Annotated in this window: 20 protein-coding genes and 2 riboswitches; of the genes, 13 read left to right on the top strand and 7 right to left on the bottom strand. The window is 68.6% G+C overall.

The genetic code is table 11. The features are described from left to right. Positions 1 to 34: 34 nt before the first annotated feature. Positions 35 to 1,639 (bottom strand): FAD-dependent monooxygenase, encoded by a 1,605-nt coding sequence (locus A5727_RS13885; protein WP_068250000.1) that lies wholly within the window; start codon positions 1,637 to 1,639, stop codon positions 35 to 37. 176 nt (positions 1,640 to 1,815) lie between these two features. On the opposite strand from A5727_RS13885, the gene secA2 reads away from it, so the two are divergent. From secA2 to gcvP, 11 genes are all read left to right on the top strand, one after another. Beyond that, on the top strand, positions 1,816 to 4,122 hold the full coding sequence (gene secA2 / locus A5727_RS13880; RefSeq protein WP_068249998.1) for an accessory Sec system translocase SecA2: 2,307 nt from the start codon (positions 1,816 to 1,818) through the stop codon (positions 4,120 to 4,122). Positions 4,123 to 4,146: 24 nt separating this feature from the next. Next, a complete protein-coding gene (locus tag A5727_RS13875; protein ID WP_068249996.1) occupies positions 4,147 to 4,749 on the top strand; it encodes a CDP-alcohol phosphatidyltransferase family protein in 603 nt (200 codons plus the stop codon). Then, positions 4,746 to 5,651: a DUF881 domain-containing protein gene (locus tag A5727_RS13870; protein WP_068249994.1), complete on the top strand. Its 906-nt coding sequence runs from the start codon at positions 4,746 to 4,748 to the stop codon at positions 5,649 to 5,651. Before A5727_RS13875 ends, A5727_RS13870 begins: the two co-directional genes overlap by 4 nt. A gap of 28 nt (positions 5,652 to 5,679) precedes the next feature. Beyond that, positions 5,680 to 6,012, top strand: coding sequence for a small basic family protein (locus A5727_RS13865; protein WP_068249993.1), 333 nt, complete (start codon positions 5,680 to 5,682; stop codon positions 6,010 to 6,012). A 1-nt stretch (position 6,013) separates the two neighbouring features. Continuing rightward, entirely contained in the window at positions 6,014 to 6,808 is a 795-nt protein-coding gene (locus A5727_RS13860; RefSeq protein ID WP_068249992.1) for a DUF881 domain-containing protein, read from the top strand. Between the two features lie 58 nt (positions 6,809 to 6,866). Then, entirely contained in the window at positions 6,867 to 7,262 is a 396-nt protein-coding gene (gene gcvH, locus A5727_RS13855) for a glycine cleavage system protein GcvH (protein ID WP_068249991.1), read from the top strand. A 154-nt stretch (positions 7,263 to 7,416) separates the two neighbouring features. Continuing rightward, positions 7,417 to 7,896 carry a glycogen accumulation regulator GarA gene (gene garA, locus A5727_RS13850; protein ID WP_068249990.1) on the top strand — a complete coding sequence of 160 codons (480 nt, stop codon included), beginning with the start codon at positions 7,417 to 7,419 and terminating at the stop codon, positions 7,894 to 7,896. Continuing rightward, complete coding sequence (gene ftsR, locus A5727_RS13845; protein ID WP_068249989.1) at positions 7,896 to 8,642, top strand: transcriptional regulator FtsR; 747 nt, start codon at positions 7,896 to 7,898, stop codon at positions 8,640 to 8,642. Before garA ends, ftsR begins: the two co-directional genes overlap by 1 nt. 48 nt (positions 8,643 to 8,690) lie before the next feature. Then, entirely contained in the window at positions 8,691 to 9,185 is a 495-nt protein-coding gene (locus tag A5727_RS13840; RefSeq protein ID WP_068249988.1) for a bifunctional nuclease family protein, read from the top strand. 199 nt (positions 9,186 to 9,384) lie between these two features. Further along, positions 9,385 to 9,990 (top strand): MerR family transcriptional regulator, encoded by a 606-nt coding sequence (locus tag A5727_RS13835; protein ID WP_068249986.1) that lies wholly within the window; start codon positions 9,385 to 9,387, stop codon positions 9,988 to 9,990. A 41-nt stretch (positions 9,991 to 10,031) separates the two neighbouring features. Further along, positions 10,032 to 10,129: riboswitch (glycine riboswitch) on the top strand. Beyond that, positions 10,130 to 10,243, top strand: a riboswitch (glycine riboswitch). 29 nt (positions 10,244 to 10,272) lie between these two features. Next, entirely contained in the window at positions 10,273 to 13,095 is a 2,823-nt protein-coding gene (gcvP, locus tag A5727_RS13830; RefSeq protein ID WP_068250029.1) for an aminomethyl-transferring glycine dehydrogenase, read from the top strand. Positions 13,096 to 13,136: 41 nt separating this feature from the next. On the opposite strand, the gene A5727_RS13825 is transcribed toward gcvP, so the two are convergent. Then, on the bottom strand, positions 13,137 to 13,538 hold the full coding sequence (locus A5727_RS13825; RefSeq protein WP_068249984.1) for a winged helix-turn-helix transcriptional regulator: 402 nt from the start codon (positions 13,536 to 13,538) through the stop codon (positions 13,137 to 13,139). A 77-nt stretch (positions 13,539 to 13,615) separates the two neighbouring features. On the opposite strand from A5727_RS13825, the gene A5727_RS13820 reads away from it, so the two are divergent. Next, the gene (locus tag A5727_RS13820; protein ID WP_068249981.1) at positions 13,616 to 15,040 is read left to right on the top strand and encodes an MFS transporter; all 1,425 of its coding nucleotides are present in this window, start codon (positions 13,616 to 13,618) and stop codon (positions 15,038 to 15,040) included. A 64-nt stretch (positions 15,041 to 15,104) separates the two neighbouring features. On the opposite strand, the gene A5727_RS13815 is transcribed toward A5727_RS13820, so the two are convergent. The 5 genes from A5727_RS13815 to A5727_RS13795 all read right to left on the bottom strand — a co-directional run bounded on the left by A5727_RS13815 (position 15,105) and on the right by A5727_RS13795 (position 23,157). After that, on the bottom strand, positions 15,105 to 17,471 hold the full coding sequence (locus A5727_RS13815; protein ID WP_068249979.1) for a substrate-binding domain-containing protein: 2,367 nt from the start codon (positions 17,469 to 17,471) through the stop codon (positions 15,105 to 15,107). Positions 17,472 to 17,534: 63 nt separating this feature from the next. After that, complete coding sequence (locus tag A5727_RS13810) at positions 17,535 to 19,736, bottom strand: malate synthase G (RefSeq protein ID WP_068249976.1); 2,202 nt, start codon at positions 19,734 to 19,736, stop codon at positions 17,535 to 17,537. Between the two features lie 130 nt (positions 19,737 to 19,866). Further along, positions 19,867 to 20,745, bottom strand: a complete 879-nt coding sequence (locus tag A5727_RS13805; RefSeq protein WP_068249974.1) for a 3-methyladenine DNA glycosylase — start codon at positions 20,743 to 20,745, stop codon at positions 19,867 to 19,869. Between the two features lies 1 nt (position 20,746). Then, positions 20,747 to 21,802 (bottom strand): hemolysin family protein, encoded by a 1,056-nt coding sequence (locus tag A5727_RS13800; protein WP_068249972.1) that lies wholly within the window; start codon positions 21,800 to 21,802, stop codon positions 20,747 to 20,749. Beyond that, positions 21,802 to 23,157 carry a hemolysin family protein gene (locus tag A5727_RS13795; RefSeq protein ID WP_068250028.1) on the bottom strand — a complete coding sequence of 452 codons (1,356 nt, stop codon included), beginning with the start codon at positions 23,155 to 23,157 and terminating at the stop codon, positions 21,802 to 21,804. The genes A5727_RS13800 and A5727_RS13795 overlap by 1 nt, the downstream gene beginning before the upstream one ends. Before the next feature lie 345 nt (positions 23,158 to 23,502). Between A5727_RS13795 and A5727_RS13790 the strand changes: the two genes are divergently transcribed. Continuing rightward, on the top strand, positions 23,503 to 24,558 hold the full coding sequence (locus A5727_RS13790) for an iron ABC transporter substrate-binding protein (protein WP_068249970.1): 1,056 nt from the start codon (positions 23,503 to 23,505) through the stop codon (positions 24,556 to 24,558).

The following is a 24,558-nucleotide window of genomic DNA, read 5'->3' as shown; positions in this document are numbered from 1 at the left end:
TGGGTGCAGCCGCGCAGACGAGCGCAGCGACTGCTCAGCCGACGATCAAAGCCAACTGTGCGGTGAGGCTTTCGTGGTCCAGGTGATCGGCGACATGACTGAGGTACCCGTCCGGGCGCACCAGATATACGGCTGTCCCGCGGGCGCCGTAGGCCGCCGCGAACCCCTGGCCCGTGTCACGCAACACCGGCAGCGTGGTGTCGCCGACGTCGGCATTCGGCGCGGCCACCAGATACGTGGCCAACCGGCCATGGGCGGCCCGCGACGCGGCGTCGGCCAGGGCCTCGACGCCCTCGACGTCCGCTGTCCCGTCGACGTGGATCAGCAGGGTGTGCTGCAGACCGGTGAGCACCGAGAACAACCGGACCGGTCCGGTCACCAGATCCCTGGTGAGGCCGCGCACGTCGGGTGCACGTCTGCCCGGCGCCACCGCGCGCCAGTCGACCGGATCCTGCGTGCGGTTCACGATGGGGCTCGCGCCGTAGTCGATCAGCAGCTGCGCCTCCCGCGCCATGACGAATTCGGGGTCGTCCGAGTCGGCGCCGATGCCCCGGCGGGCGCTCTGCACCGTGCGGCCCACCACCTCCTCGCCGACGAGGCGGCGTTCGGCGTCGTAACTGTCCAGCAGGCCCGGGGCCGCCGCGCCGTCCACCGCGAGAGCGAGCTTCCACGCCAGATTGTGGGCGTCCTGGATTCCGGTGTTCATGCCCTGCCCGCCGGTCGGCGGGTGGATGTGCGCCGCATCGCCGGCGACGAAGACCCGGCCTCGGCCGTATGCGTCGGCGATGCGGTGGCTGATGCGAAACACCGAGGACCACCGCAGATTTCGGGCCGTGGTCGGTTCGGGGGAGAGTCGGTCGAGCACCGCCTGGATGTGCCCGAGGTCAGGTGTGCGGTCGCCTTCGAAACCATGCGCGACGCCGTCGCCGTCGGCACTGGCCAGCGCGAGGTCGCGCGGCACCGTCATCGTCATGCGGTAACGCTTGCGACCCGGCAGGGGGACGCAGACCAGCAGATCGTCGGTCCGGCCATCGGTCTGATGCATCGAACGCACCACGAACCCCGTCGGCACCGACCAGTCCACCTCGACGTCGCCGAGCAGGTACTGCTCCTCGAACGCGCCGCCGTCGAACGTCAGGCCCAGGGCTTTGCGCACGGTGCTGTGTGCCCCGTCGGCGCCGATGAGATAGCCCGCCCGCACCGAGCTCCCGTCCGACATCTGCACGGTCACCCCGGTGTCGTCCTGCTCGAAGGCCGACACCGCGAGGCCGCGTTCGATGACCACGCCCCGCCGGGACAACTCGTCGCGCAGGATCCGCTCGGTCTCGTACTGCGGGAGGTTGGCGAACCAGTACGGCGCGCCGTCGGGAAGCGACAGCACGGCCTCACCGGCCTTCTCCCCGTTGACGTACACGACCTGGCCGCGCATCGGGATGGCCGCGTCGAGGATCTCCGGCAGCACGCCCATCGCCTCGAAGACCTCGAGGGTTCGGGGCTGGACCCCGACGGCCTTGGCGTACTGGGGTGGTGTGGTCAGCGGGTCGACGACGCGGCAGGTCACGCCGCGGCGGGACAGTTCGATGGCTGCTGTGAGGCCGACGGGGCCTGCTCCGGCGATCAGGACGGGGGTATGGGACACGGCAGAGAGTATGGCGGCAACCCTGGATTCAGGTGGCCGAATCTCGCGGTGAATCCTCTTTCGCTGACAGAGGACACCGCAGGCCGCGGGGGTGCACCGCGTACCGTAAACCTGTGGCACGTAGCTCCAAGACAGAGAACAGGTCCAAGGCCGAGTCCAAAGGCGGCAACTCCGGTGTGAAGCCCGGGCGCTTCAGTGGGCGATTCTGGAAGCTGTTGGGCGCCAGCACCGACAAGAACCAGGCGCGTTCGATGGCGGAGGTGGAGGCGTCGGCGCAGTTCGACGCCAAGGCCGCCGACCTCGACGACGAGCAGTTGCGCAAGGCCGCCCAGCTTCTGGTCCTCGAGGACCTCGCCGACGCGTCGGACATCCCGCAGTTCCTCGCGATCGCCCGAGAGGCCGCCGACCGCTCGACCGGCCTGCGCCCGTTCGACGTCCAATTGCAGGGCGCGCTGCGGATGCTGGCCGGAGACGTCGTGGAGATGGCCACCGGCGAGGGCAAGACCCTGGCCGGTGCGATCGCCGCGGCGGGCTACGCGTTGGCCGGGCGGCACGTGCACGTCATCTCGGTCAACGACTACCTCGCCCGCCGTGACGCCGAATGGATGGCGCCGCTGTTCGAGGCGATGGGCCTGACGGTCGGCTGGATCACCGAGGAGTCGACGGCGGCCGAACGCCGAGACGCCTACGGCCGCGATGTGACCTATGCGTCGGTCAACGAGATCGGTTTCGACGTCCTGCGCGATCAGTTGGTGACCGATGTCGAGGACCTGGTGTCGCCGAACCCCGACGTTGCGCTGATCGACGAGGCCGACTCGGTGCTCGTCGACGAGGCCCTGGTCCCGCTGGTGCTCGCGGGTACGACCCACCGGGAGACACCGCGACTCGAGATCGTCGAGCTCGTCGGCTCGCTGACGCCCAACGTCGATTACGAGACCGACGCCGACAAGCGCAACATCCACCTCACCGAGGTGGGTGCGCAGAAGGTCGAAAAGGCCCTGGGCGGAATCGATCTCTACTCCGAGACACACGTCGGCACCACGCTGACCGAGATCAACGTGGCCCTGCACGCCCACGTGCTCCTGCAGCGCGACGTGCACTACATCGTGCGCGACGGCGCCGTTCAGCTGATCAACGCCTCCCGGGGCCGGATCGCACAGCTGCAGCGCTGGCCCGACGGCCTGCAGGCCGCGGTGGAGGCCAAGGAGGGGATCGAGACCACCGAGACCGGTGAGGTGCTCGACACCATCACGGTTCAGGCCGTGATCAACCGGTATCCCACGGTGTGCGGGATGACCGGCACCGCGCTGGCCGCCGGTGAACAGCTGCGCCAGTTCTACAAGCTCGGCGTGTCACCGATTCCGCCGAACACCCCCAACATCCGCGAGGACGAGGTCGACCGCGTCTACATCACGGCCGCGGCCAAGACCGATGCGATCATCGACCACATCATCGAGGTGCACGAGACGGGCCGACCCGTCCTGGTCGGCACCCACGACGTCGCCGAATCCGAGGAACTGCACGAACGCCTGGTCAAGCGCGGTGTGCCGGCGGTGCTGCTCAACGCGAAGAACGACGCCGAGGAGGCCGCCGTGATCGCCGAGGCGGGCAAGCTGGGGGCGGTCACGGTCTCCACGCAGATGGCCGGCCGCGGCACCGACATCAGGCTCGGCGGCTCGGAGGAGGAGAACCACGACAAGATCGTCGAACTCGGCGGTCTGCACGTGATCGGCACCGGCCGCCACAACACCGAACGCCTCGACAACCAGTTGCGCGGCCGCGCGGGCCGCCAGGGTGACCCGGGCTCGTCGGTGTTCTTCGCGAGCTGGCAGGACGAGGTCGTGGTCTCGCACCTCGATCCCGGCAAGCTGCCCACCGACACCGACGACGAGGGACGGATCCTGAGTCCCAAGGCCGCGGACCTGATCGACCATGCCCAGCGCATCGCCGAGGGTGGCCTGCTGGAGGTGCACGCCAACACCTGGCGCTACAACCAGCTGATCGCGCAGCAGCGCGCCATCATCGTCGAGCGCCGCAACACGCTGCTGTCGACGACGGCCGCGCGCGACGAACTCAAGGAGCTGTCGCCGCAACGGTACGAGGAGCTGGCCGAGACGCTGTCCGAGGACGAGCTGGAGCGGATCTGCCGACTGATCATGCTGTACCACCTCGACCGCGGCTGGGCCGATCACCAGGCCTACCTCGCCGACATCCGGGAGAGCATCCACCTGCGTGCCCTGGGCAGGCAGAACCCGCTCGACGAGTTCCACCGGATGGCCGTCGACGCGTTCGCCTCCCTGGCCGCCGACGCGATCGAGGCCGGCCAGCAGACGTTCGAGACCGCCAACCTGCTCGACGAGGAGCCCGGGCTGGACCTGTCGAAGCTGGCGCGGCCCACCTCGACGTGGACGTACATGGTGCACGACAACCCGCTCAAGGACGACACGCTCTCGGCGCTGAGCCTGCCCGGGGTCTTCCGGTAGCCCAACCGGATTAATCTAGGCGGCATGGACGCCGAGCTGCCCGATCAGCGCGATCGGGTGCTGACCGTGCCGAATGTGCTCAGCGTCGTTCGGCTCGTCCTGATCGGCGTGTTCGTCCACCTTCTGCTCAACGAGCACGCCTACGGGCCCGCCGTGGCCGTGCTGATGATCAGCGGAGCGTCGGACTGGGCCGACGGCAAGATCGCCCGCGTGATGAATCAGTCGTCACGGCTGGGTGAACTGCTGGACCCGGCCGTGGACCGGCTGTACATGGTCGTCATCCCGGTGTCCTTCGCGATCGCGGGGATCATCCCGTGGTGGGTGATCGGCGTGCTGATCGTGCGCGACGCCGCGCTGGCGGCCATGCTGCCGGTGCTGCGCAGCCGCGGACTGTCCGCCCTGCCGGTGACCTACATCGGCAAGGCCGCCACCTTCGCGCTCATGTCGGGATTCCCCCTGATCCTGCTCGGACAGTGGGATGCGTTGTGGAGCCACGTGATCGGCGCCGTCGGCTGGGGCTTCCTGATCTGGGGCATCGGCATGTACCTGTGGTCGTTCGTGCTCTACGTGGCCCAGCTGGGCCTGGTGGTCCGGCGGCTGCCCAAGGTGTCGAAGGCGGGGCTGTGAGCACCCCCGACCGGGCGCTGGGCGGCTACGAACCGGCCGCCGGACTGTCGGCCAATCAGGCTCAACAGGTAAAGAAGCTGCCCGTTCCGTCGCTGCTGCGTTCGCTGCTGTCCGAACATCTCGACCCCGGCTACGCCGCCGCGGCGGCCGAACGCGAACGCACCGGTGCGCGCCGTCGCGTCGACTGGGTGTGGCAGGCGCTTGCGGCACTGCTGATCGCCGCGGTCTTCGCCGCAGCGATGGCGCAGGCTCGGTCCACCGCACCCGGCGTGTCGGCGACCCAGCGTGGTCTGGCGAATTCGGTGAAGGCCGCCGCGGCGACAACCCACGACCTGGCGCACCGCCGCGACGCCCTGGCGGCCGAGGTCGACGACCTGGCCCGCCGCAAGCTCACCGACGGCGCCGAGGGCCAGAAGCTGCTCGACGACCTCGACGGCGTCAGTCTGGCCGCCGGCAGCACCGCGCTGATCGGCCCGGGCCTGACGGTCACCGTCACCGAACCGGGTATGGGGCGCGACCTGACCGATGTCTCCAAGCAGCGACTGCCGGGCAGCCAGCAGGTCATCCTCGACCGCGATCTGCAGCTCACCGTGAACTCGTTGTGGGCCGACGGTGCCGAGGCGATCAGTGTCGGTGGGGTCAGGGTGGGCCCACACGTCACGATCCGGCAGGCCGGCGGCGCGATCCTGGTCGACAACAGCCCGATCAGCAGCCCGTACACGATCGCCGCGATCGGCCCGCCGAACACCATGCGGGAGAATTTCGAGCGCAGCACGGGTCTGCAGCGTCTGCGGCTGCTGGAGACGTCCTACGGGGTGGGAGTGACAGTCAGTTCCGGCGACGGAATCTCGGTGCCCGCGGGTGTGAGTCGCGACGTCGTGTTCGCCAGACAGAAGGGATGATGATGGTCGGGGTGCAGGGGGAGCGATATTGATCGGCATCGCCGCATTGGTGGTCGGCATCGTGCTCGGGTTGGTGTTCCAACCGAGCGTGCCGGAGTTCGTCGAGCCCTATCTGCCGATCGCCGTCGTCGCGGCCCTCGACGCGGTCTTCGGCGGGCTGCGGGCCTATCTGGAGCACATCTTCGACGCGAAGGTCTTCGTCGTCTCGTTCGTCTTCAACGTGCTGGTCGCGGCCCTGATCGTCTATGTCGGCGATCAACTCGGGGTGGGCACCCAGCTGTCCACCGCGATCATCGTGGTGCTCGGCATCCGCATCTTCGGCAACGCCGCGGCGCTGCGCCGCCGCCTGTTCGGAGCCTGACATGACCGACGAGACGCCGATCACCGCCGAGCCGCCGGATCCACCGCCGGAGCCCGAGCACGGCCGGCACGAGATGCCCGACGCTGCGGTCGGCACGTCGTCGTCGCGGCGGCAGCTGCTGTTCGGCGCGCTCGCGGTGCTGCTGTGCGTCGTGCTCGGTGTGGCGATCGCCACCCAGGTCCGGCGCACCGACTCCGGTGACTCCCTGGAGTCCGCACGCCCCGCAGATCTGCTGGTGCTGCTCGACTCGCTGCAGCAGCGGGAGGCGGCGCTGAACACCGAGGTCGTCGAGCTTCAGCGCACCCTGGCATCGCTGCAGGCCTCAGGCAGCTCGGATCAGGCCGCGATCGACAACGCGCGGGCCCGGCTGGCCGCCCTGTCGATCCTGGCCGGAACGGTCGGTGCGACGGGTCCCGGCGTGGTCATCCGGATCGACGACCCGGTCCGGGGCGTGGCGCCCGAGCCGATGCTCGACGTCGTCAACGAACTGCGCGCCGCCGGCGCCGAAGCGATAGAGATCACATCGTCCGACCGGGGTGTCCGTGTGGGCGTCGACACCTGGATCACCGGGTCGCCCGGCGCGCTGCAGGTCGACGGTGTCACCCTTGGACCGCCGTATACCGTTGCGGCCATTGGTGATCCGCCGACTCTGGCGGCGGCGATGAACATCCCGGGCGGGGCGGTCGACAGCATCGAACGGGTCGGCGGGACGATGACGGTCGAGCAGTCCGACCACGTCGACATCACGTTGTTGCGACAACCGAAACCGCGCCAATACGCTCAGCCCGTCAAGTGAGCAGTCGTGGCGGCCACACCGCCACCCAACCGTCAGTCGATTCAACGTCAGGAGCGTCGTGAGCGAGGTCCCCTCTGATCTGCAGTACACCACCGAGCATGAGTGGGTCCGCCGCACCGGCGACGGCACCGTGCGGGTGGGCATCACCGACTACGCCCAGTCGGCCCTCGGCGATGTGGTCTTCGTCCAGCTCCCCGATGTCGGTGCGCAGCTGACCGCTGGTGACACCTTCGGTGAAGTCGAGTCCACGAAATCGGTGTCCGACCTGTACGCGCCGGTGTCGGCCAAAGTGATTGCCGTCAACGGTGATCTGGAGGCGAGCCCGGACTTGGTCAACTCCGATCCGTACGGCGCCGGATGGCTGCTGGACCTGCAGGTCGAGCAGGCGGACCTCGACGCCGCGGCAGGGAATCTGCTCGACGATGAGGCCTACCGCGCCACACTCACCGAGTGACTGTTGTTAGGGTGCCTGCCAGCATCCTTTCTGGCGTGCCGGGCACATCGACGCCCGTCGCACGGTAACGTCGAAGTGCGCGACGGCACGAGACGTGAGGGTGGATCAAGTTTCACCGGCGATATCGCCACAAGCAGCCTGTGAGGAGCAGCGTGTGACGGAAAAAGACAGCGGTTCGGGCGCGGACAAGTCATCTGAGGAACTCACCGTGGAGACGACGTCAGTCTTCCGGGCGGACTTCCTCAACGAACTGGACGCACCGGCCGCGACCGGCGGCGAGGGCACCGTGTCCGGAGTCGAAGGACTCCCGGCCGGCTCGGCGCTGCTGGTCGTCAAGCGGGGCCCCAACGCCGGTTCGCGGTTCCTGCTGGATCAGGCCACCACGTCGGCGGGGCGCCACCCCGACAGCGACATCTTCCTCGATGACGTCACCGTGAGCCGGCGGCATGCCGAGTTCCGCCTGGAGGGCAACGAGTTCCAGGTGGTGGATGTGGGCAGCCTCAACGGCACCTACGTCAACCGCGAACCGGTCGACTCAGCCGTGCTCGCCAACGGCGATGAGGTCCAGATCGGCAAGTTCCGTCTGGTGTTCCTCACCGGCCCGAAGGCCGACGACGGGGGACCAGAGGGCTAGTGACCGCACCCGATACTCCCGCGCTCGCCGGGATGTCGATCGGAGCGGTACTGGATCTGCTGCGACCCGATTTCCCGGACGTCACCATCTCCAAGATTCGATTCTTGGAAGCCGAGGGGCTGGTCACGCCACAGCGCTCGGCGTCGGGATATCGGCGGTTCACGGCCTACGACTGCGCGCGTCTGCGTTTCATCCTGACCGCGCAGCGCGATCACTACCTGCCGTTGAAGGTCATCAAGGCCCAGTTGGACGCCCAACCCGACGGCGAGCTGCCGAGCACCGGGTCACCGTATGTGGTGCCTCGACTCGTCGCCGACGGGCCGGAGGCACCCGAATCCGGCGTCGGCCACCGGGTGCGGTTGACCCGGGAGGACGTCCTCGAGCAGGCGGGCGGCGACGGAGCCGAGACCGACGAACTGCTCGGCGCGCTGCTCAAGGCCGGCGTGGTCACACCGATCTTCAGGAGCGCCACCGCGGTGTTCTTCGACGAACACGCGGTGGTGATCCTGCAGTGTGCGCGCGCGCTGGCCGACTACGGCGTCGAACCTCGACACCTGCGGGCATTCCGGTCGGCAGCCGACCGGCAGTCGGACCTCATCGCCCAGATCGCGGGCCCGCTGGTCAAGGCCGACAAGGCCGGCGCCCGGGACCGTGCCGACGATCTGGCGCGGGAGGTGGCTGCACTGGCGATCACTCTGCACACGTCGTTGATCAAGTCGGCGGTGCGCGACGTACTGCAGCGGTGAGGACTAGAGTTGACCGTGGCATTGCGGTCATGCGGAGGGCAGACGCTGATGGGTGAAGTTCGTGTGGTCGGCATTCGTGTTGAGCAGCCGCAGAACCAGCCGGTACTGCTGCTGAGGGAGACCACGGGGGATCGGTACCTGCCGATCTGGATCGGGCAGCCGGAGGCTGCGGCGATCGCCCTGGAACAGCAGGGCGTGGAGCCGGCGCGGCCGATGACGCACGACCTGATCAAGGATCTCATTGCCGCGCTGGGGCATTCGCTCAAGGAAGTGCGCATCGTCGATCTTCAGGAGGGCACCTTCTACGCCGACCTGGTCTTCGATCGCGACATCACGGTCTCGGCGCGGCCCTCGGATTCGGTGGCGATCGCGCTGCGGGTCGGGGTGCCGATCTACGTCGAGGAGGCGGTGCTGGCGGAGGCCGGTCTGCTGATCCCCGATGAGACCGACGAGGAGTCCTCGGGGCCCGTTCGCGAGGACGAGGTGGAGAAGTTCAAGGAGTTCCTCGACAGTGTGTCGCCCGACGATTTCAAGGCCACCTGAGCCGCTTGGTCACGGATCAGTCTCGTGACGCTCGACACGCCGACCGCAACATCGGGCGAGTCGAACGCAACGTCCATACTTGGGGACATCTGAACGGGTCGCGGACCCGCTGCGGTGGGTGCAGCGGGCCTGAGAATCCGTTGGGAAGACGTTGAGGAGCGTATGCTCTCTACAAGCCTGATCGGCGAGAGGAAGCACGGTGAGCGAGCAGCCACGTCAAGGACAGTTGGACCTCGACGACTCGGTGCCGGCCCCGGTGTCTGAGCCGGTGCAGGCCGGTCTGTTTCCCGACGACTCGGTGCCCGACGAGCTGGTCGGTTACCGCGGGCCCAGCGCATGCCAGATCGCGGGCATCACCTACCGTCAGCTCGACTACTGGGCACGCACGTCGCTGGTGGTCCCGTCGATCCGCGGCGCCGCCGGATCCGGCAGCCAGCGGCTGTACTCCTTCAAGGACATCCTGGTCCTCAAGATCGTCAAGCGTCTTCTCGACACCGGCATCTCGCTGCACAACATCCGCGTCGCGGTCGACCATCTGCGTCAGCGCGGCGTGCAGGACCTCGCCAACATCACGCTGTTCTCCGACGGCACCACGGTCTATGAGTGCACGTCGGCCGAAGAGGTCGTCGACCTGCTCCAGGGTGGGCAGGGTGTGTTCGGCATCGCGGTCAGCGGCGCGATGCGCGAACTGACCGGCGCCATCGCCGACTTCCCCGGTGAGCGCGCCGACGGTGGCGAGTCCATCGCCACACCCGAGGATGAACTGGCGTCGCGGCGCAAGCATCGCGACCGCAAGATCGGCTGACCGACACCGCGGCGCCGGCGCCGGGTAAACTACTCAACGCATCGCTCAGCGCGGGAGAGTTCCGTGGTCGCCAGCCGCGGACGCCGAAGGAGCAACACCTCTCCGTCAACCTCTCAGGCCCCAGGACCGCGCCTGGCCACGATGCCTCTGGAAAGCGGCGAGTCCCCGATGTCGGGGCCGCGCCCGCCCATGGGGAAAGGCGCACAGCCGAATCTCTCAGGCGCCCGATCGGGTGGACGACAGAGGGGGAGGGTGAGCTTTCGCCTGCCCGAGGAGCCCGCTGTGACCGTCCACGATCTGTTCTCCGACCGCCATATCGGTCCTGATGCCGACGCCCTCGCGACCATGCTCGACGTCATCGGCGTCGCATCGCTGGACGAGCTGGCCGCCAAGGCGCTGCCCGCCGGAATCCTCGACGCACTCGATGCAGGCGTCGCCCCCGGTCTCGACCGCCTGCCCGCACCGGCCGCCGAGCACGAGGCGCTGGCCGAACTGCGCGCGATGGCCGACTCCAACACCGTCGCGGTGTCGATGATCGGCCAGGGCTACTACGACACCCTGACCCCGCCGGTGCTGCTGCGCAACATCATGGAGAACCCAGCCTGGTACACGGCCTACACGCCGTACCAGCCCGAGATCAGCCAGGGACGCCTCGAGGCCCTGCTCAACTTCCAGACCATGGTCGGCGACCTGACCGGCCTCGAGGTGGCCAACGCGTCGATGCTCGACGAGGGCACCGCGGCGGCCGAGGCCATGACACTCATGCAGCGCGCGGTGCGTGGATCGTCGAACAGGCTCGCGGTCGACGTCGACGTGTTCGCCCAGACCGCCGCGATCCTGGCGACGCGCGCCGAACCGCTGGGCATCGAGATCGTCACCGCCGACCTGCGCGACGGCCTGCCCGCCGGGGACTTCTTCGGCGTCGTCGTGCAGCTGCCGGGGGCCAGTGGCCGCGTCACGGATTGGTCGGCGCTGGTCACCGAGGCGCATGAGCGCGGCGCCCTGGTCGCGGTGGGCGCCGACCTGCTCGCGGCCACGGTCATCAGTCCGCCCGGGGACTTCGGTGCCGACGTCGCCTTCGGCACCACGCAGCGGTTCGGGGTGCCGATGGGCTTCGGCGGCCCGCACGCGGGATACCTGGCAGTGCACGCCAAACACGCCCGCCAACTGCCCGGCCGGCTGGTCGGGGTGTCGGTGGACGCTGATGGTTCGCCGGCCTACCGCCTGTCGCTGCAGACCCGCGAGCAGCACATCCGCCGCGACAAGGCGACCTCGAACATCTGCACCGCTCAGGTGCTTCTGGCCGTCATGGCCGCGATGTACGCCAGCTACCACGGGGCCGAGGGCCTGGTGGCGATCGCACGCCGCGTGCACGGTCACGCCGAAGCGATCGCGGCCGGCCTCGGAGATGCGTTGGTGCACGACGAGTTCTTCGACACCGTGCTCGCGCATGTTCCCGGACGGGCCGACGAGGTGATCGCGGCCGCAAAGGCCCACGGCATCAACCTGTGGCGGGTCGACGCCGACCATGTGTCGGTGGCCTGTGACGAGGCGACCACCGACGCCCACGTCGCCGCGGTGCTGGCCGCCTTCGGGGTGTCCGCCGCCGGACCGCGCTGCGCCGGTGTCGTCACCCGCACCTCGGCGTTCCTGACGCACCCGGCGTTCACCAGCCACCGCACTGAGACCGCGATGATGCGCTACCTGCGGGCGTTGTCCGACAAGGACATCGCGCTGGACCGCAGCATGATCCCGCTGGGTTCGTGCACCATGAAGCTCAACGCGGCCGCCGAGATGGAGTCCATCACCTGGCCCGAATTCGCCCGCCAGCACCCGTTCGCGCCGGCCTCGGACACGCCCGGCCTGCGCCGCCTGATCGCCGACCTGGAGTCGTGGCTGACGGGCATCACGGGATACGACGCGATCTCCCTGCAGCCGAATGCCGGGTCGCAGGGGGAGTACGCCGGGCTGCTGGCCATCGCCGACTACCACCGCGCGCGCGGCCAGGTCCACCGCGACGTCTGTCTGATCCCGTCGAGCGCACACGGCACCAATGCGGCGTCGGCCGCGCTGGCCGGCATGCGTGTCGTGGTCGTGGCCTGCCGCGAGAACGGCGACGTCGATCTCGACGATCTGCGGGCCAAGGTCACCGAGCACGCCGAGGACCTGTCTGCCCTGATGATCACGTATCCGTCCACGCACGGTGTCTACGAGCACGACATCGCCGAGATCTGCGCGGCCGTCCATGACGCGGGCGGTCAGGTGTACGTCGACGGCGCCAACCTCAACGCCCTGGTCGGGCTGGCCCGGCCCGGGAAGTTCGGCGGCGACGTCAGCCACCTCAATCTGCACAAGACGTTCTGCATTCCGCACGGCGGCGGTGGCCCCGGCGTGGGCCCGGTCGCGGTGCGATCCCACCTGGCGCCGTTCCTGCCCGGCCATCCGCTGGCCGACGAGCTGCCCAAGGGGCACCCGGTCTCGGCCGCGCCGTACGGGTCGGCCTCGATTCTGCCGATCACATGGGCCTACATCCGGCTGATGGGTGCCGAAGGTCTGCGGCGGGCGACGCTGACCGCGATCGCCTCGGCCAACTACATCGCCCGCCGTCTCGACGAGTTCTACCCGGTGCTCTACACGGGTGAGAACGGGATGGTGGCCCACGAGTGCATTCTCGATCTGCGCGGGATCACCAAGTCCACCGGCGTCACGGTCGACGACGTGGCAAAGCGTTTGGCGGACTACGGTTTCCACGCGCCGACGATGAGTTTCCCGGTGGCGGGCACGCTGATGGTGGAGCCCACCGAGAGCGAGAGCCTGGCCGAGGTGGACGCGTTCTGCGAGGCGATGATCGCCATCCGCGCCGAGATCGACAAGGTCGGTTCCGGTCACTGGCCCGTCGACGACAACCCGCTGCGTGGTGCACCCCACACCGCGGAGAGCCTGCTGGTCGAGGAGTGGGACCACCCGTACACCCGGGAGGAGGCGGCCTACCCGCTGGGCAAGGCCTTCCGGCCCAAGGTGTGGCCGCCGGTGCGTCGCATCGACGGCGCCTACGGCGACCGCAACCTGGTGTGCTCGTGCCCGCCGATCGAGGCCTTCACCTGAGCGTCGGCTGACCCTGTGCGGGCCCCCGGCCTGCCCGGAGATCAGCCGTGCGCGGCGTCGAAGTCCGCACGCGCCGCCACGATGTCGGCCTGGTGTCGTTCGGTCCACCGGACCAGTGATTGCACGGTTTCGTGCAGCGTGCGACCGAGATCGGTCAATTCGTAGTCAACCCGGGGCGGGACGACCGGGTGAACGGTGCGACGCACGAGCCCGTCGCGTTCGAGTTGGCGCAGTGTGACCGTCAGCATCCGTTGGCTGACGCCGTCGATCATGCGCTTGAGTTCGGTGAATCGCATGGAGCCGTCATCGAGCAGGGCGATGATGAGCAGCGACCACTTGTCCGCGATCCGGTCGAGGATCTGGCGGACCTCACAGTCCTCGCGCCGATCCCACTGAAACGCGTCTGGGCAGTCGGTTACCTCAGGGGTACTGGCTGACTTCAAAGTGCCTTCTTCCGCCACCCAACCATGGTGACTGATGATGTGGTCAGTTACCAATAGGTACCGAGAGGGTGGGGTATATGGATGCAGATGCAGTTGCCGCGCGTCCCACGACGGCGACGTCTCGAACACGCGCGGCGCTCCTGTTGATGGCGCTCTGCGGAGCGGCGTTCCTGGAGGGCATCGACATCGCGATGTTCAACGTCGCCCTGCCGGTCATCCGGGAGGCACTCGCACTGCCGACCCTCGAACTGCAGTGGGTCATCAGTGGGTACGTGATCGGGTACGGCGGATTCATGTTGCTCGGCGGGCGCACCGCCGACGTTTTCGGAAGACGACGGGTCTTCCTGATCGCATTGGCGGTGTTCATCGTGGTGTCGGCGGCGGGTGGCATCGCGTCGACCGGCGCGCTGATCGTCGTGGTGCGGGTGGTCACCGGAATCGCTGCGGCATTCCTGATGCCGGCCGGACTTGCGATCATCACCACCAGTTTTCCCGAAGGGCCGCAACGGGATCGCGCAGTCCTCGTCTACGCGGGCATCGGCGCCGCCGGGTTCTCGCTCGGGCTCGTGGCTGGCGGGGTGCTGACGGCCGTCGGCTGGCGGTGGGTCTTCTTCGCGCCCGTCGTTCTGGCGCTCGCCGTGCTGGCACTGGCACTGCCGCTGGTTCCACGTGACCACCCCGACGCGACGACCAACCGGCGATCCCTGGACGTGCCCGGCGCGGTGCTCGCCACCGGAGCGGTGGTCCTGACCGTTACCGCGATCGAGAACGTCGCTCACGGTTCCACGCTTCCGGCCGGCCTGCTCGGGGTCGCGGCCGTGGTCGTGTTCGTGCTGTTCACCGTCCGTCAGCGCCGCTCCGCCGACCCCCTCGTTCCGCTTGGACTGCTTCGGGACGGCAACCTCGTCACCGCCTATATCGGTGCCGGCTGCCTGGCGGCCGGGTTCATGGGGTTCCAGTTCATAGTCGTGCTCTACCTTCAGGAACTCCGCGGCTGGTCGGCGTTGGCCACCGCGTTGGCGCTGCTGGTCGTCGCGATCGACGCGATCCTCGCACCCACGGTGACGCCGATGCTGGTGCGTCGATTCGGGCTCTGGCGGGTGATCTCAGCCGGGATGGCATTCTCGGCGCTGTCCTTCGCGCTGTTCATCGGCGTGGAGAGGGATTGGGTTTACCTGAGCATGCTGCCCAGCTTCCTGGCTCTCGGGATCGCATTCACCCTCGCCTACGGTCCGCTGACCATCGCCGCCACCGACGGCGTCGAGGAGGCATCCCAGGGGCTCACCGGTGGGCTGCTCTACACGACGTTCCAGTTCGGTGCCGCAATCGGACTCTCCGCCACCATTTCGGTCCAGGTCGCTGTATTGGCTTCGGGTGCCGTCGAACTCGAGTCATACCGGGCCGCCCTGCTGGTTCCGCTCGGGGTGGGACTCATCGGGATCGCGGTGACCCTGCCACGGGCCGTGCGGCGTCCGCGTCACTGTGCCGCTGCACCGGCGTAGTTCCGGGAGCGCGCCACCGCAGTGCCGTGATGGTCTGCGGCAGCGGCAGCGGCCGCGGTCGAGGTCACTTCAGCATCGCGGAGATGGCGGCGGCCATCTCGGGCGAATCCGACGCCGGCACATGCGTGTACGTGCCGCCGCTGATCTGAGCCACCGACTCCCACGTGGGCCCGTCGGGGTCGTTGCCGACGTTGATGACGTCGACGGCCACCGGACGTGCCGGGTCCGCGCTGCTGCGGATCAGGTCCTGAAGGCCCGCCGCGTCCAACGACTGATCGGTGTGCGGCCCGGAGGTGATGACCAGCACGCGGTTGGCGTGCCCGGGTGCGAACCTCTCCAGCGCGTCGGCGTAGACGTTGCGCAGCGTCGTGAACGACACCGCGCCGCCCGTCGGCGTCAATCCCGACAGGGCCGAGGTGATCGCCGCACGGCGAGGCTGTCCGTCGATGTCGTCGGAGAGCGCACCGAGATTGACCACCGTGGTGCCCGCTGCGCCGTCGAAGGTGGTCAGACCCACTGCGGCCGACGGCGGCAGCGCATCGACAGCCGCGGTCAGACCGGCGACCACGGGTGCCAGATTCAGCGACCGGTCCAGCATGATCGACACCGCGGCATCCGAGGCCGACGCGGGCGCCGCGACCGGCTCGCCGATGGTGTTGGCCAGCGCCACCCGGACCGTGTCGTCACCCACCGACAGGGTCTGCTCGACGGCCGCACCGTCGGTGACATCGCTGGTCGGCGCATCGGCACCCTCGACCCGGAAACCGGCCTCGGCCAGTGTGGCCGTCTGCTCCGGTTCGCGCAGGAAGTTCTCGAACGCACTGGCGGCAGCCACCTGCGGCTGCTCGAGCCAGTCGGCTTCGAGCAGGATCGCGGGGAAGTCCGCGACCGCGGCGGGGCCAGGCGGAATCCAGGACGCCAAAGCATCTTTCGCGTCAGCGATGCCACGGGCTCGGTGGATCAGCTGCTGTTCGGTGGTGACCACCGCGTGCACGGAACGGGCGGCCGGGTCATCACCGTCGAGCAGGGCCGCCATGGCTGTGTCCGTGCTGTCGTCGGCCAGTTTGGGCGCTCCCGACAGCAGCGCCGACACCGCGCCCGCACCTGAGTCCGCCGGCGCGCCGGGGGCCGCCGAGGCCGCGGCGACAGCCTCCGCGGCGAGGTAGGACGCATCGCTGTCATCGGTCTTGGGCAGCGCCATCCGCAGCGATCCCCAGCCGGGCAGGTCGAGCTTGTTGAGCGACTCCGGGTCGTTCTGCAGGCCGGGCAGCGTGGCCCAGGTCTGCTGCTCGAGAACGGGTTTCAACTGCGGTGCCACGGCCACCAGCACGGGGGAGGTGACCAGGGAGTTGCTGGATGCGATCTTCGGTCCACCGGCCGCCTGCAGTCGGGCCTGCGACACCGAACTGCCCGGAATCCACAGGGCCGGTTTGTCGCCGAGGTTCTCCGGCCACTGTCCGGTCAGACCTGCGACCACGGCGTCGGAGTCGGCCGCGGTGACGTTCACGACGGGGCAGTGGTCGCCCACCGGACCCGTGGTCTCGTTGAATGTCTTGGCGATCTCGCCGAGAGTCCCGGCGATCGCCGGGTCGGCCAGGACCGCGACCGTGGCGTCGCCCTGAAGGCAGCGGTCCGCGGCGACGCCGGAGCGATCGGAGAGGGCGTCGCCGAAGAAATTCCAGATGATGAACCCGGCGACGACGACCACCACGGTGACCAGTGCCGCGATGACGCCGAACGACACCCCGCGCCGGCCCTGCGTGACGATGCGGTGGCTTCCGGTCCACTCGCCCTCGTTCCGGTGCCCACCCGAGGTCTGCGGCGAGTCGGGCGCACCGGCGGCCACCAGGGCGCGCGTGTCGCTGTCGTCGTAGTCGTCCTCGTCGTAGTCGGTGTCATAGCCGGCGTGGTCGCTGTCGTAGTCGGTGTAGTCGCCGGCGTAGTCCGAGGAGCCGCCGGCCCGACGGTCGTCGAACTGGTCAGTGCCGAACTCGTCAGCGTCGTAACGGCGGTCGTCGTACTGGTCGGCGCCGTATCGATCAGCCGGGTACTGGTCAGCCCGGTCAGCGCGGCCCGAGTCGTATTCGCCGGAGCCGTATTGGCCAGCGTCGTACTCCCTTGAGCCGTATTGGCCGGCGCCGTAGTCACCCGTGTCGTAGTCGGCGCTGGAGTCTCCGGCGACGAAACCGTCGTCGGAGTCGTAATCGTCGTAGTCGCCGCCCTCGTACGTGTCGGCGGCTGCTCCCTCGGCGGCGTACCCCCCGGCGGCGTACCCGTGGTCCGCATAGCCGTAGTCGGCGGCGTCCTCGGGTTCCGCGGCACGGTGGTGGTGGCCGGTCTGCGGCTCCGACGACGACGGACTCTGCTCGAAGGCGGACTCGTCGGTGACCTCATCGGGCTCGTCGGGGTCGGGAATGCTGTGTCTACCCATGCCGATTCACCCCTGACTCACTCCCGCTCTGTGTCGCCGTCCCGCCGTCCGAGCTGAGTGTAGTCACTGGCCGAGACTGGCCTTGAACTCCCGACGACGCCGGTGCAGGATCGGCTCGGTGTAGCCGTTGGGCTGCGCACCGCCCTCCAGGATGAGCTCCTCGGCCGCCTTGAACGCGATGCTGGCGTCGAAATCCGGGGCCATCGGCCGGTACGCCGCGTCGCCCTCGTTCTGCCGATCCACCACGGGCGCCATGCGTTCGAGGCTTGCGCGGACGTCCTCGGCGGTGATCACGCCGTGCCGCAGCCAGTTCGCCAGAAGCTGGCTGGAGATGCGCAGCGTGGCGCGGTCCTCCATGAGTGCGACGTCGTGGATGTCGGGCACCTTCGAACAGCCGACACCCTGGTCGATCCAGCGCACCACATAACCCAGGATCGACTGGCAGTTGTTGTCGACCTCCTGGTGGATCTCCTCGGGAGCCCAGGTCAGGCCCGAATCGGCGAGCGGAATGGTCAGCAGCTGGTCGATCGTCGTGCGCTTCTTGCCCGCCAGTTCCTTCTGGACGGCGAAGACGTCGACCTGGTGGTAGTGCAGCGCGTGCAGCGTCGCCGCGGTCGGCGAGGGCACCCAGGCCGTGGTGGCGCCGGCGCGCGGCTGGCCGATCTTCTGCTCGACCATGTCCGCCATCAGATCGGGCATGGCCCACATGCCCTTGCCGATCTGAGCGCGGCCCGACAGACCGGCGGCCAGGCCGGTGTCGACGTTGGCGTCCTCATAGGCCAGGATCCACGGCTGGCTCTTCATGGTGCCCTTGCGCACCATGGGACCGGCCTCCATCGAGGTGTGGATCTCGTCGCCGGTGCGGTCCAGGAACCCGGTGTTGATGAACACCACGCGGTCGGCCGCGGCCTTGATGCAGGCCTTCAGGTTGGCCGAGGTGCGGCGCTCCTCGTCCATGATGCCGACCTTGAGGGTGCCCTGCGGCACGCCGAGAACGTCCTCGACGCGGCTGAACAGTTCGCAGGTGAAGGCGACCTCGTCGGGGCCGTGCATCTTGGGCTTCACGATGTAGATGGAACCGGTCCGGCTGTTGGTCAGCGGGCCGTTCTCGTCGGAGGCTTTGAGTCCGTGCAGCGCGATCAGGCTGGTGAACAGCGCGTCCTGGATGCCTTCGGGAACCTCTGGGCCGTCCTCGCCCTCAGCATTGAACACGATCGCGTCGTTGGTCATCAGATGGCCCACGTTGCGCACGAACAGCAGGCTGCGGCCGGGCAGCGTGAACTCGCTGCCGTCGCCCGCGGTGTAGGTGCGGTCGGGGTTGAGGACGCGGGTGAACGTCTTGCCGCCCTTGCTGACCTCTTCGGACAGGTCACCCCTGTTGAGGCCCAGCCAGTTGCGGTAGCCGAGCACCTTGTCCTCGGCGTCGACCGCGGCGACCGAGTCCTCGAAATCCATGATCGTGGTGATCGCGGACTCCAGGACGACGTCCTTGATGCCCGCGGAGTCGGTGGAGCCGATCGGCGAGGAGGGATCGATCACGATCTCGATGTGCAGGCCGTGGTTGACCAGCAGCACCGACGTGGGCGCTTCCGCGTCACCGGTGTAGCCCGCGAACTGCTCCGGGTTGGCCAGGGCGCTGGACTGGTCCTCGCCGAGGGTCGCGGAGAGCTGTCCGTCGATGATCTTCAGGCCGGTGATGTCCGCCCACGAACCGGACTCCAGCGGGGTGGACTCGTCGAGGAACGTGCGGGCGTAGGCGATGACCTTGTCACCGCGCACCCGGTTGTAGCCCGAACCCTTCTCGGCGCCGTCGGACTCGGGGATGACGTCGGTGCCGTACAGCGCGTCATACAGGGAACCCCAGCGCGCATTGGAGGCGTTCAGCGCGAATCGCGCGTTGAGGACCGGCACCACCAGCTGCGGGCCCGCCGTCGAGGCGATCTCCGGGTCCACGCCCGCGGTCGTGATCGTGAAGTCCTCGGGTTCGGGAAGCAGGTAACCGATCTCGGTGAGGAAGACCTTGTACGCCTCGGCGTCGTGAGGCTCGATGACGCGGTGCCGGTGCCACTTGTCGATCTGCGCCTGCAGTTCGTCGCGGCGGGCCAGCAGGTCCTGGTTCTGCGGGGTCAGGTCGGTGACGACCTTGTCCACCCCCGCCCAGAAACTGTCAGGGTCCAGACCGGTGCCGGGCAAGGCCTCATTGGTGATGAAGTCGTGCAGCTCCTTGGCAACCCGCAGGTTGCCGACATTCACGCGGTCACTCATTGGTCCTCCTCGCCTGGCAATCCCATCCATCCTATCCGTCGTCCCGCTGTGGCCCCGGACACGTCGCAGGTCACAACGACGCCACCGGCGCGGCAGCCGGCGCCGGCGCGACAGCCCCTGGCAACCTGTCTCAGGCGGTGTCCGCCGCGGCGACCAGTCGTTCGCACCGCCGGATGAGCGCATCGCGAAGCGGTGCGGCGCGTCGGGTGATCTCGGCCTGCGCGCGGACGTACTCGGCGCGTCCCGCGGCGTCCTCGATGCGGATCGGCTCGAAGCCGTACTCGGAGAGGTCATACGGGCTGGCCCGCATGTCGAGCGCGCGGGCGTCGGCGGCGAGTTCGAGACAGTCCAGGAGCAGGTCGGAATCGGTCAGCGGCAACAGCTTGAAGCACCACTTGTAGGTGTCCATCGCCGCATGAAGGCAGCCCGGCTGTTCGTGGGCGGCCTGCGTCTCGCGCGACAGTTCGGCGGCGTTCTTCGGGCGCGCGCCGGGGGTGAAGAAACGGAACGCGTCGTAATGCGTGCACCGCAACGGCATGGACTCGACCACCGCATCCGTGCCGTCCTGTCCGAGGCGCAGGGGCACACCGGAATGCCGAATGGTGGTGTCGGGGCGATACACCATGGCCCACTCGTGCAGACCGAAGCAGTTGTGCGCCGCGGGGCGCTGCGCTGTGCGGCGCAGCAGGTCGAGGACGAAACGCACGGTGGCCATGCGGGAGTGCAGCCACTGCCCGCTGACGGTTGTGCCCGCGGGGTGCCGCGTGTATCCCGTGCGCTCGACGTAGTCGCGGGCGCCGGCCCCGGCGAGCACGACACCGTAGCCCGGATGCCACCGAAGCAGCTGGCGCGGCCGCAGGCTGTAGTAGGTGAACAGGAAATCCCACACCGGGTGCGGTTCGGAGCCGGTGTGCGCGGCCAGGAACCGTTCGGCGCGATCGCGGTGCCGCTGCGCCGCCGCAGTCCAATCCTGTTCTGGCAGGACGATTTCGGTTGCGGTGGGCAACATGTCAGACCCGGTGGGTGCCGTCGCGGACAGTTCCGACCAGGTCCTCGACGAGGTCCTCGAGCGCCACCATCGCCACCACCTGGTCGCCTTCGTCGGTGACCAGAGCCAGGTGGCTGTTGATGCGGCGCATGCGGGACAACGCGTCGGGCAGGGGCAGCGTGGCCGCGACCCGCGGCAGCGGTCGGACGGCCTGCGGGTCGACCACCGCGTCGGGATCGTCACCGAGCGCGAGCACGTCTTTGATGTGCAGGTACCCGATGAAGACTCCCGCCGAATCGGCGACCGGGAACCGGGAGTAGCCCGTCTCGGCGAGGGCGCGTTCCACCGCGGCGACCGTGGGGCCCGAACCGGAATCGGCCACCGGCACTGCCCGGATCTCCCGCAGCGGAACCGCCACATCGGCGACGTTTCGATTGCGGATCTGCAGAGCACGGGTCAATCGCGTGTGCTCTTCGGGATCGAGCAGGCCTTCGGACACCGATTCGGCGATCATCTCGGACAGTTCCACGGTCGACACCGTGACGTCGAGTTCGTCCTTCGGCTCGACCCGCACCAGGCGCAGCGTGACGTTGGCACACCAGTTGTAGAACGCGATGAACGGACGGGCGGCCTTGATGTACACCAGGTAGATCGGGATCAGCAGCATCGCCGTGGACTCGGGTCCCGCGATCGCGATGTTCTTCGGCACCATCTCGCCCAAAAGCACGTGCAGGAGCACCACCAGGCCCAACGCCACCACGAAGGACACCGTGTGCAGCACGGCGTCGGGCACGCCCAGCAGACCGAAGGGCTTCTCCAGCAGATGGGCCACCGCCGGTTCGCCCACCCGGCCCAACAGGATCGAACAGACCGTGATGCCCAACTGGGCACCGGCCAGCATCAGCGACAGGCGCTCGCCGGCCCGGATCACCGTCACCGCACTGCGCTTGCCCTGTTCGGCCAGGGCCTCGAGGCGGTCGCGTCGCGCCGAGATCAGCGCGAACTCCGAACCCACGAAGAACGCGTTGGCCGCCAGCAGCACCACGGTCAGCAGCACACCGAACAGATCGCCACCCATCAGAGCGCCTTCCCTTCGGTGTCGTGCTCATGTCCTCGGCCCAGTTCGGTGAGCTCCAGCTGGTCTATGCGGCGCCCGTCCATCGCGACGACGGTGGCCCGCCAGCGCACGGGATCGTCGTAGCCGCCGTCAGGGTCGAACGCACGCAGCACGACCGACTCGCCCGTCTCCGGAATGTGGCCGAGTTCGTCGAGCACCAGGCCGCCGATGGTCTCGTAGTCGCCTTCGGGTGCGCGGAACCCCGTCGCGCTGGCCACCTCGTCGATGCGCAGCAGACCAGACACCTGCCAGCCGTTGCCGGCCTCGACGACGTCGGGCGTCGCGTCGTCGTGCTCGTCACGCACGTCACCGACGATCTCCTCGATCAGGTCCTCCACGGTGACCATGCCCGCGGTGCCGCCGTACTCGTCGACCACGAGCGCGGTCTGCATGCCGTTGGCGCGGATCTGGCTCATGACGGCGTCGCCGTCCAGGGTCGACGGCACCACCGCCACGGGCTGGGCCAGGACCGCCAGCCGGGTTTCGGTGCGGCGAGCGGGAGCGATTTCGAAGACCTGCTTGACGTGCACGATGCCGATGGTCTCGTCGAGGTCGCCTTCGATGATCGGGAAGCGCGAGAAGCCGGTCTCGGTCGCTGCCCGTACCAGGTCGGCCACGGTGTCGTCGGCCTGCAGGGCCTCGATCTTCGAGCGCGGTGTCATGAGCTCCTCGGCCGTGCGGTCACCGAACTGCAGTGACCGGTCGACCAGGGTGGCGGTCACGGCGTCCAGAGATCCGCTGCGGGCCGAGTTGCGTACGAGCGACACCAGTTCCTGCGGCGAGCGTGCGGACCGGAGCTCCTCGGCCGGCTCGATGCCGAGGCGGCGCAGGATCCAGTTGGCCGTTCCGTTGGTGGCCTTGATCGCGGGCGTGAACAACGCCGAGAACAGCAGCTGCGGTCCGGCCGAGGCGCGCGCCGTCGGGACCGGCTTGGACACCGCCAGATTCTTGGGCACCAACTCGCCGAACACCATCGACAGCGAGGTCGCGATGAGCAGCGCCAGGGCCAGTGCCAATCCGCTGGACAGGTTGGGAGGCAGACCCGCGGCGTCGAGCAGCGGGTGCAGCAGCCGGGCGACCACCGGTTCGGCCAGGAAACCCGTGGCCAGGGTCGTGATCGAGATGCCCAGCTGGGCGCCGGACAGCTGGAACGACAGCGTGCGGTGCGCTCGCTGGACGAACCTGTCGCGGCGATCACCGGTGCGCGCGTTCGCGTCGACCGTGCTTCGCTCCAGGGCGGTCAAGGAGAACTCGGCGGCGACGAACAACGCCGTCCCCGCCGTCAGAACCAGGATTGCCAGCACACTCAGTGCCATGAACCAGCCGCTCACGCGACGGCCTCCAATCGGGCGCCGGGCACATGGCCCGGCCTACTAGAGGAGGGTTCGTCGGATTCGGCGGAGGCGGATGCATGCCGCGCCTCCTGGAGGTCACGCTCAGTCGAAACGACCTCGACGGGTGCCTGCGGCACGTGGTCCCTTTCCATGTCGACAGTGCGCAAGTGTGCGCTGTGTGACCACATATCGTAGCGGGATCCGCCACGGTGCAGGTGCACCCCGCCACCCCGAATCGATCACGGTAAGGCAAGCCTTAGCACATGATAGGTTGCGGGGCGCGGCACCATACTGCGGTAATCCCGGATCGGACAGAGGTGGAATTGCATGGCGACAATCATGTCGAAGCTCACGGCGGGGCTGGGTTCGCTCGCCTTCGTGGCAGCGTTGACCGCATGTTCCGGTGGCGAATCCGGCCCGCAGTCCGCCGACGCAGACAACGCGGAGAAGGCCGAGAAGGTCGTCGTGTACTCCGGCCGCAGCGAGGACCTGGTGGCGCCGCTGCTCGAACAGTTCACGGCCGACACCGGCATCGAAGTCGAGGCCCGCTACGCCGGATCGGGCGAGCTCGCGGCGCAGTTGATCACCGAAGGCGACAAGTCACCGGCGGACGTCTTCCTGTCCCAGGACGCCGGCGCGCTCGGGGCGGTCTCCAACGCCGGACTGTTCGCACCGGTGGCGGCCGAGACCCTGGCCGCGGTGCCCACGCAGTACTCGGCCGCCGACGGCACCTGGGTCGGAGTCTCGGGTCGGGCGCGGGTGATCGTCTACAACCCGGAGTTGGCGCCGACTCCGCCCGACACCATCGACGGGCTCCTGGCCCCGGAGTGGAAGGGCAAGATCGGTTTCGCGCCCAGCAACGCATCCTGGCAGTCGTTCGTCACCGGTCTGCGGCTGCTGCGCGGGGATGACGGGGCGAAGCAGTGGCTGACGGCCTTCAAGGCCCAGGACCCCAAGCCGTATGAGGGCAACGGCGCGGTGCGCGACGCGGTGAACGAGGGCCAGATCGCGCTCGGCCTGGTCAACCACTACTACCTCTACGAGCTGATCGACAGCAAGGGCGCCGACAACGTGGTGGCCCGCAACCAGTTCCTGGCCGCGGGCGATCCCGGCGGTCTGGTCAACGTCGCGGGCGTGGGTGTGCTGGCCGCTGCGCCGCATCCCGAGGCCGCGCAGCGCCTGGCGGCCTATCTGGTCGGGGAGTCCGCCCAGAAGTACTTCGCCACCGAGACTGCGGAGTACCCGCTGATCGCCGGCGTGCAGCCGGACGGCGACATGCCGGCACTGGAGACCCTCAACCCGCCCGCCGTCGATCTGTCGGCCCTCGACGATCTCGAGGCCACCCAGCAGTTGCTGGTGGAGACCGGACTGCTGACCAACTGA

The sequence above is a fragment of the Mycobacterium sp. ACS4331 genome (genome assembly GCF_001667265.1).
Classification (GTDB): domain Bacteria; phylum Actinomycetota; class Actinomycetes; order Mycobacteriales; family Mycobacteriaceae; genus Mycobacterium.
The sequence above is the reverse complement of the archived record's forward strand: the minus strand, read 5'-3'. Positions and strand labels throughout refer to the sequence as shown.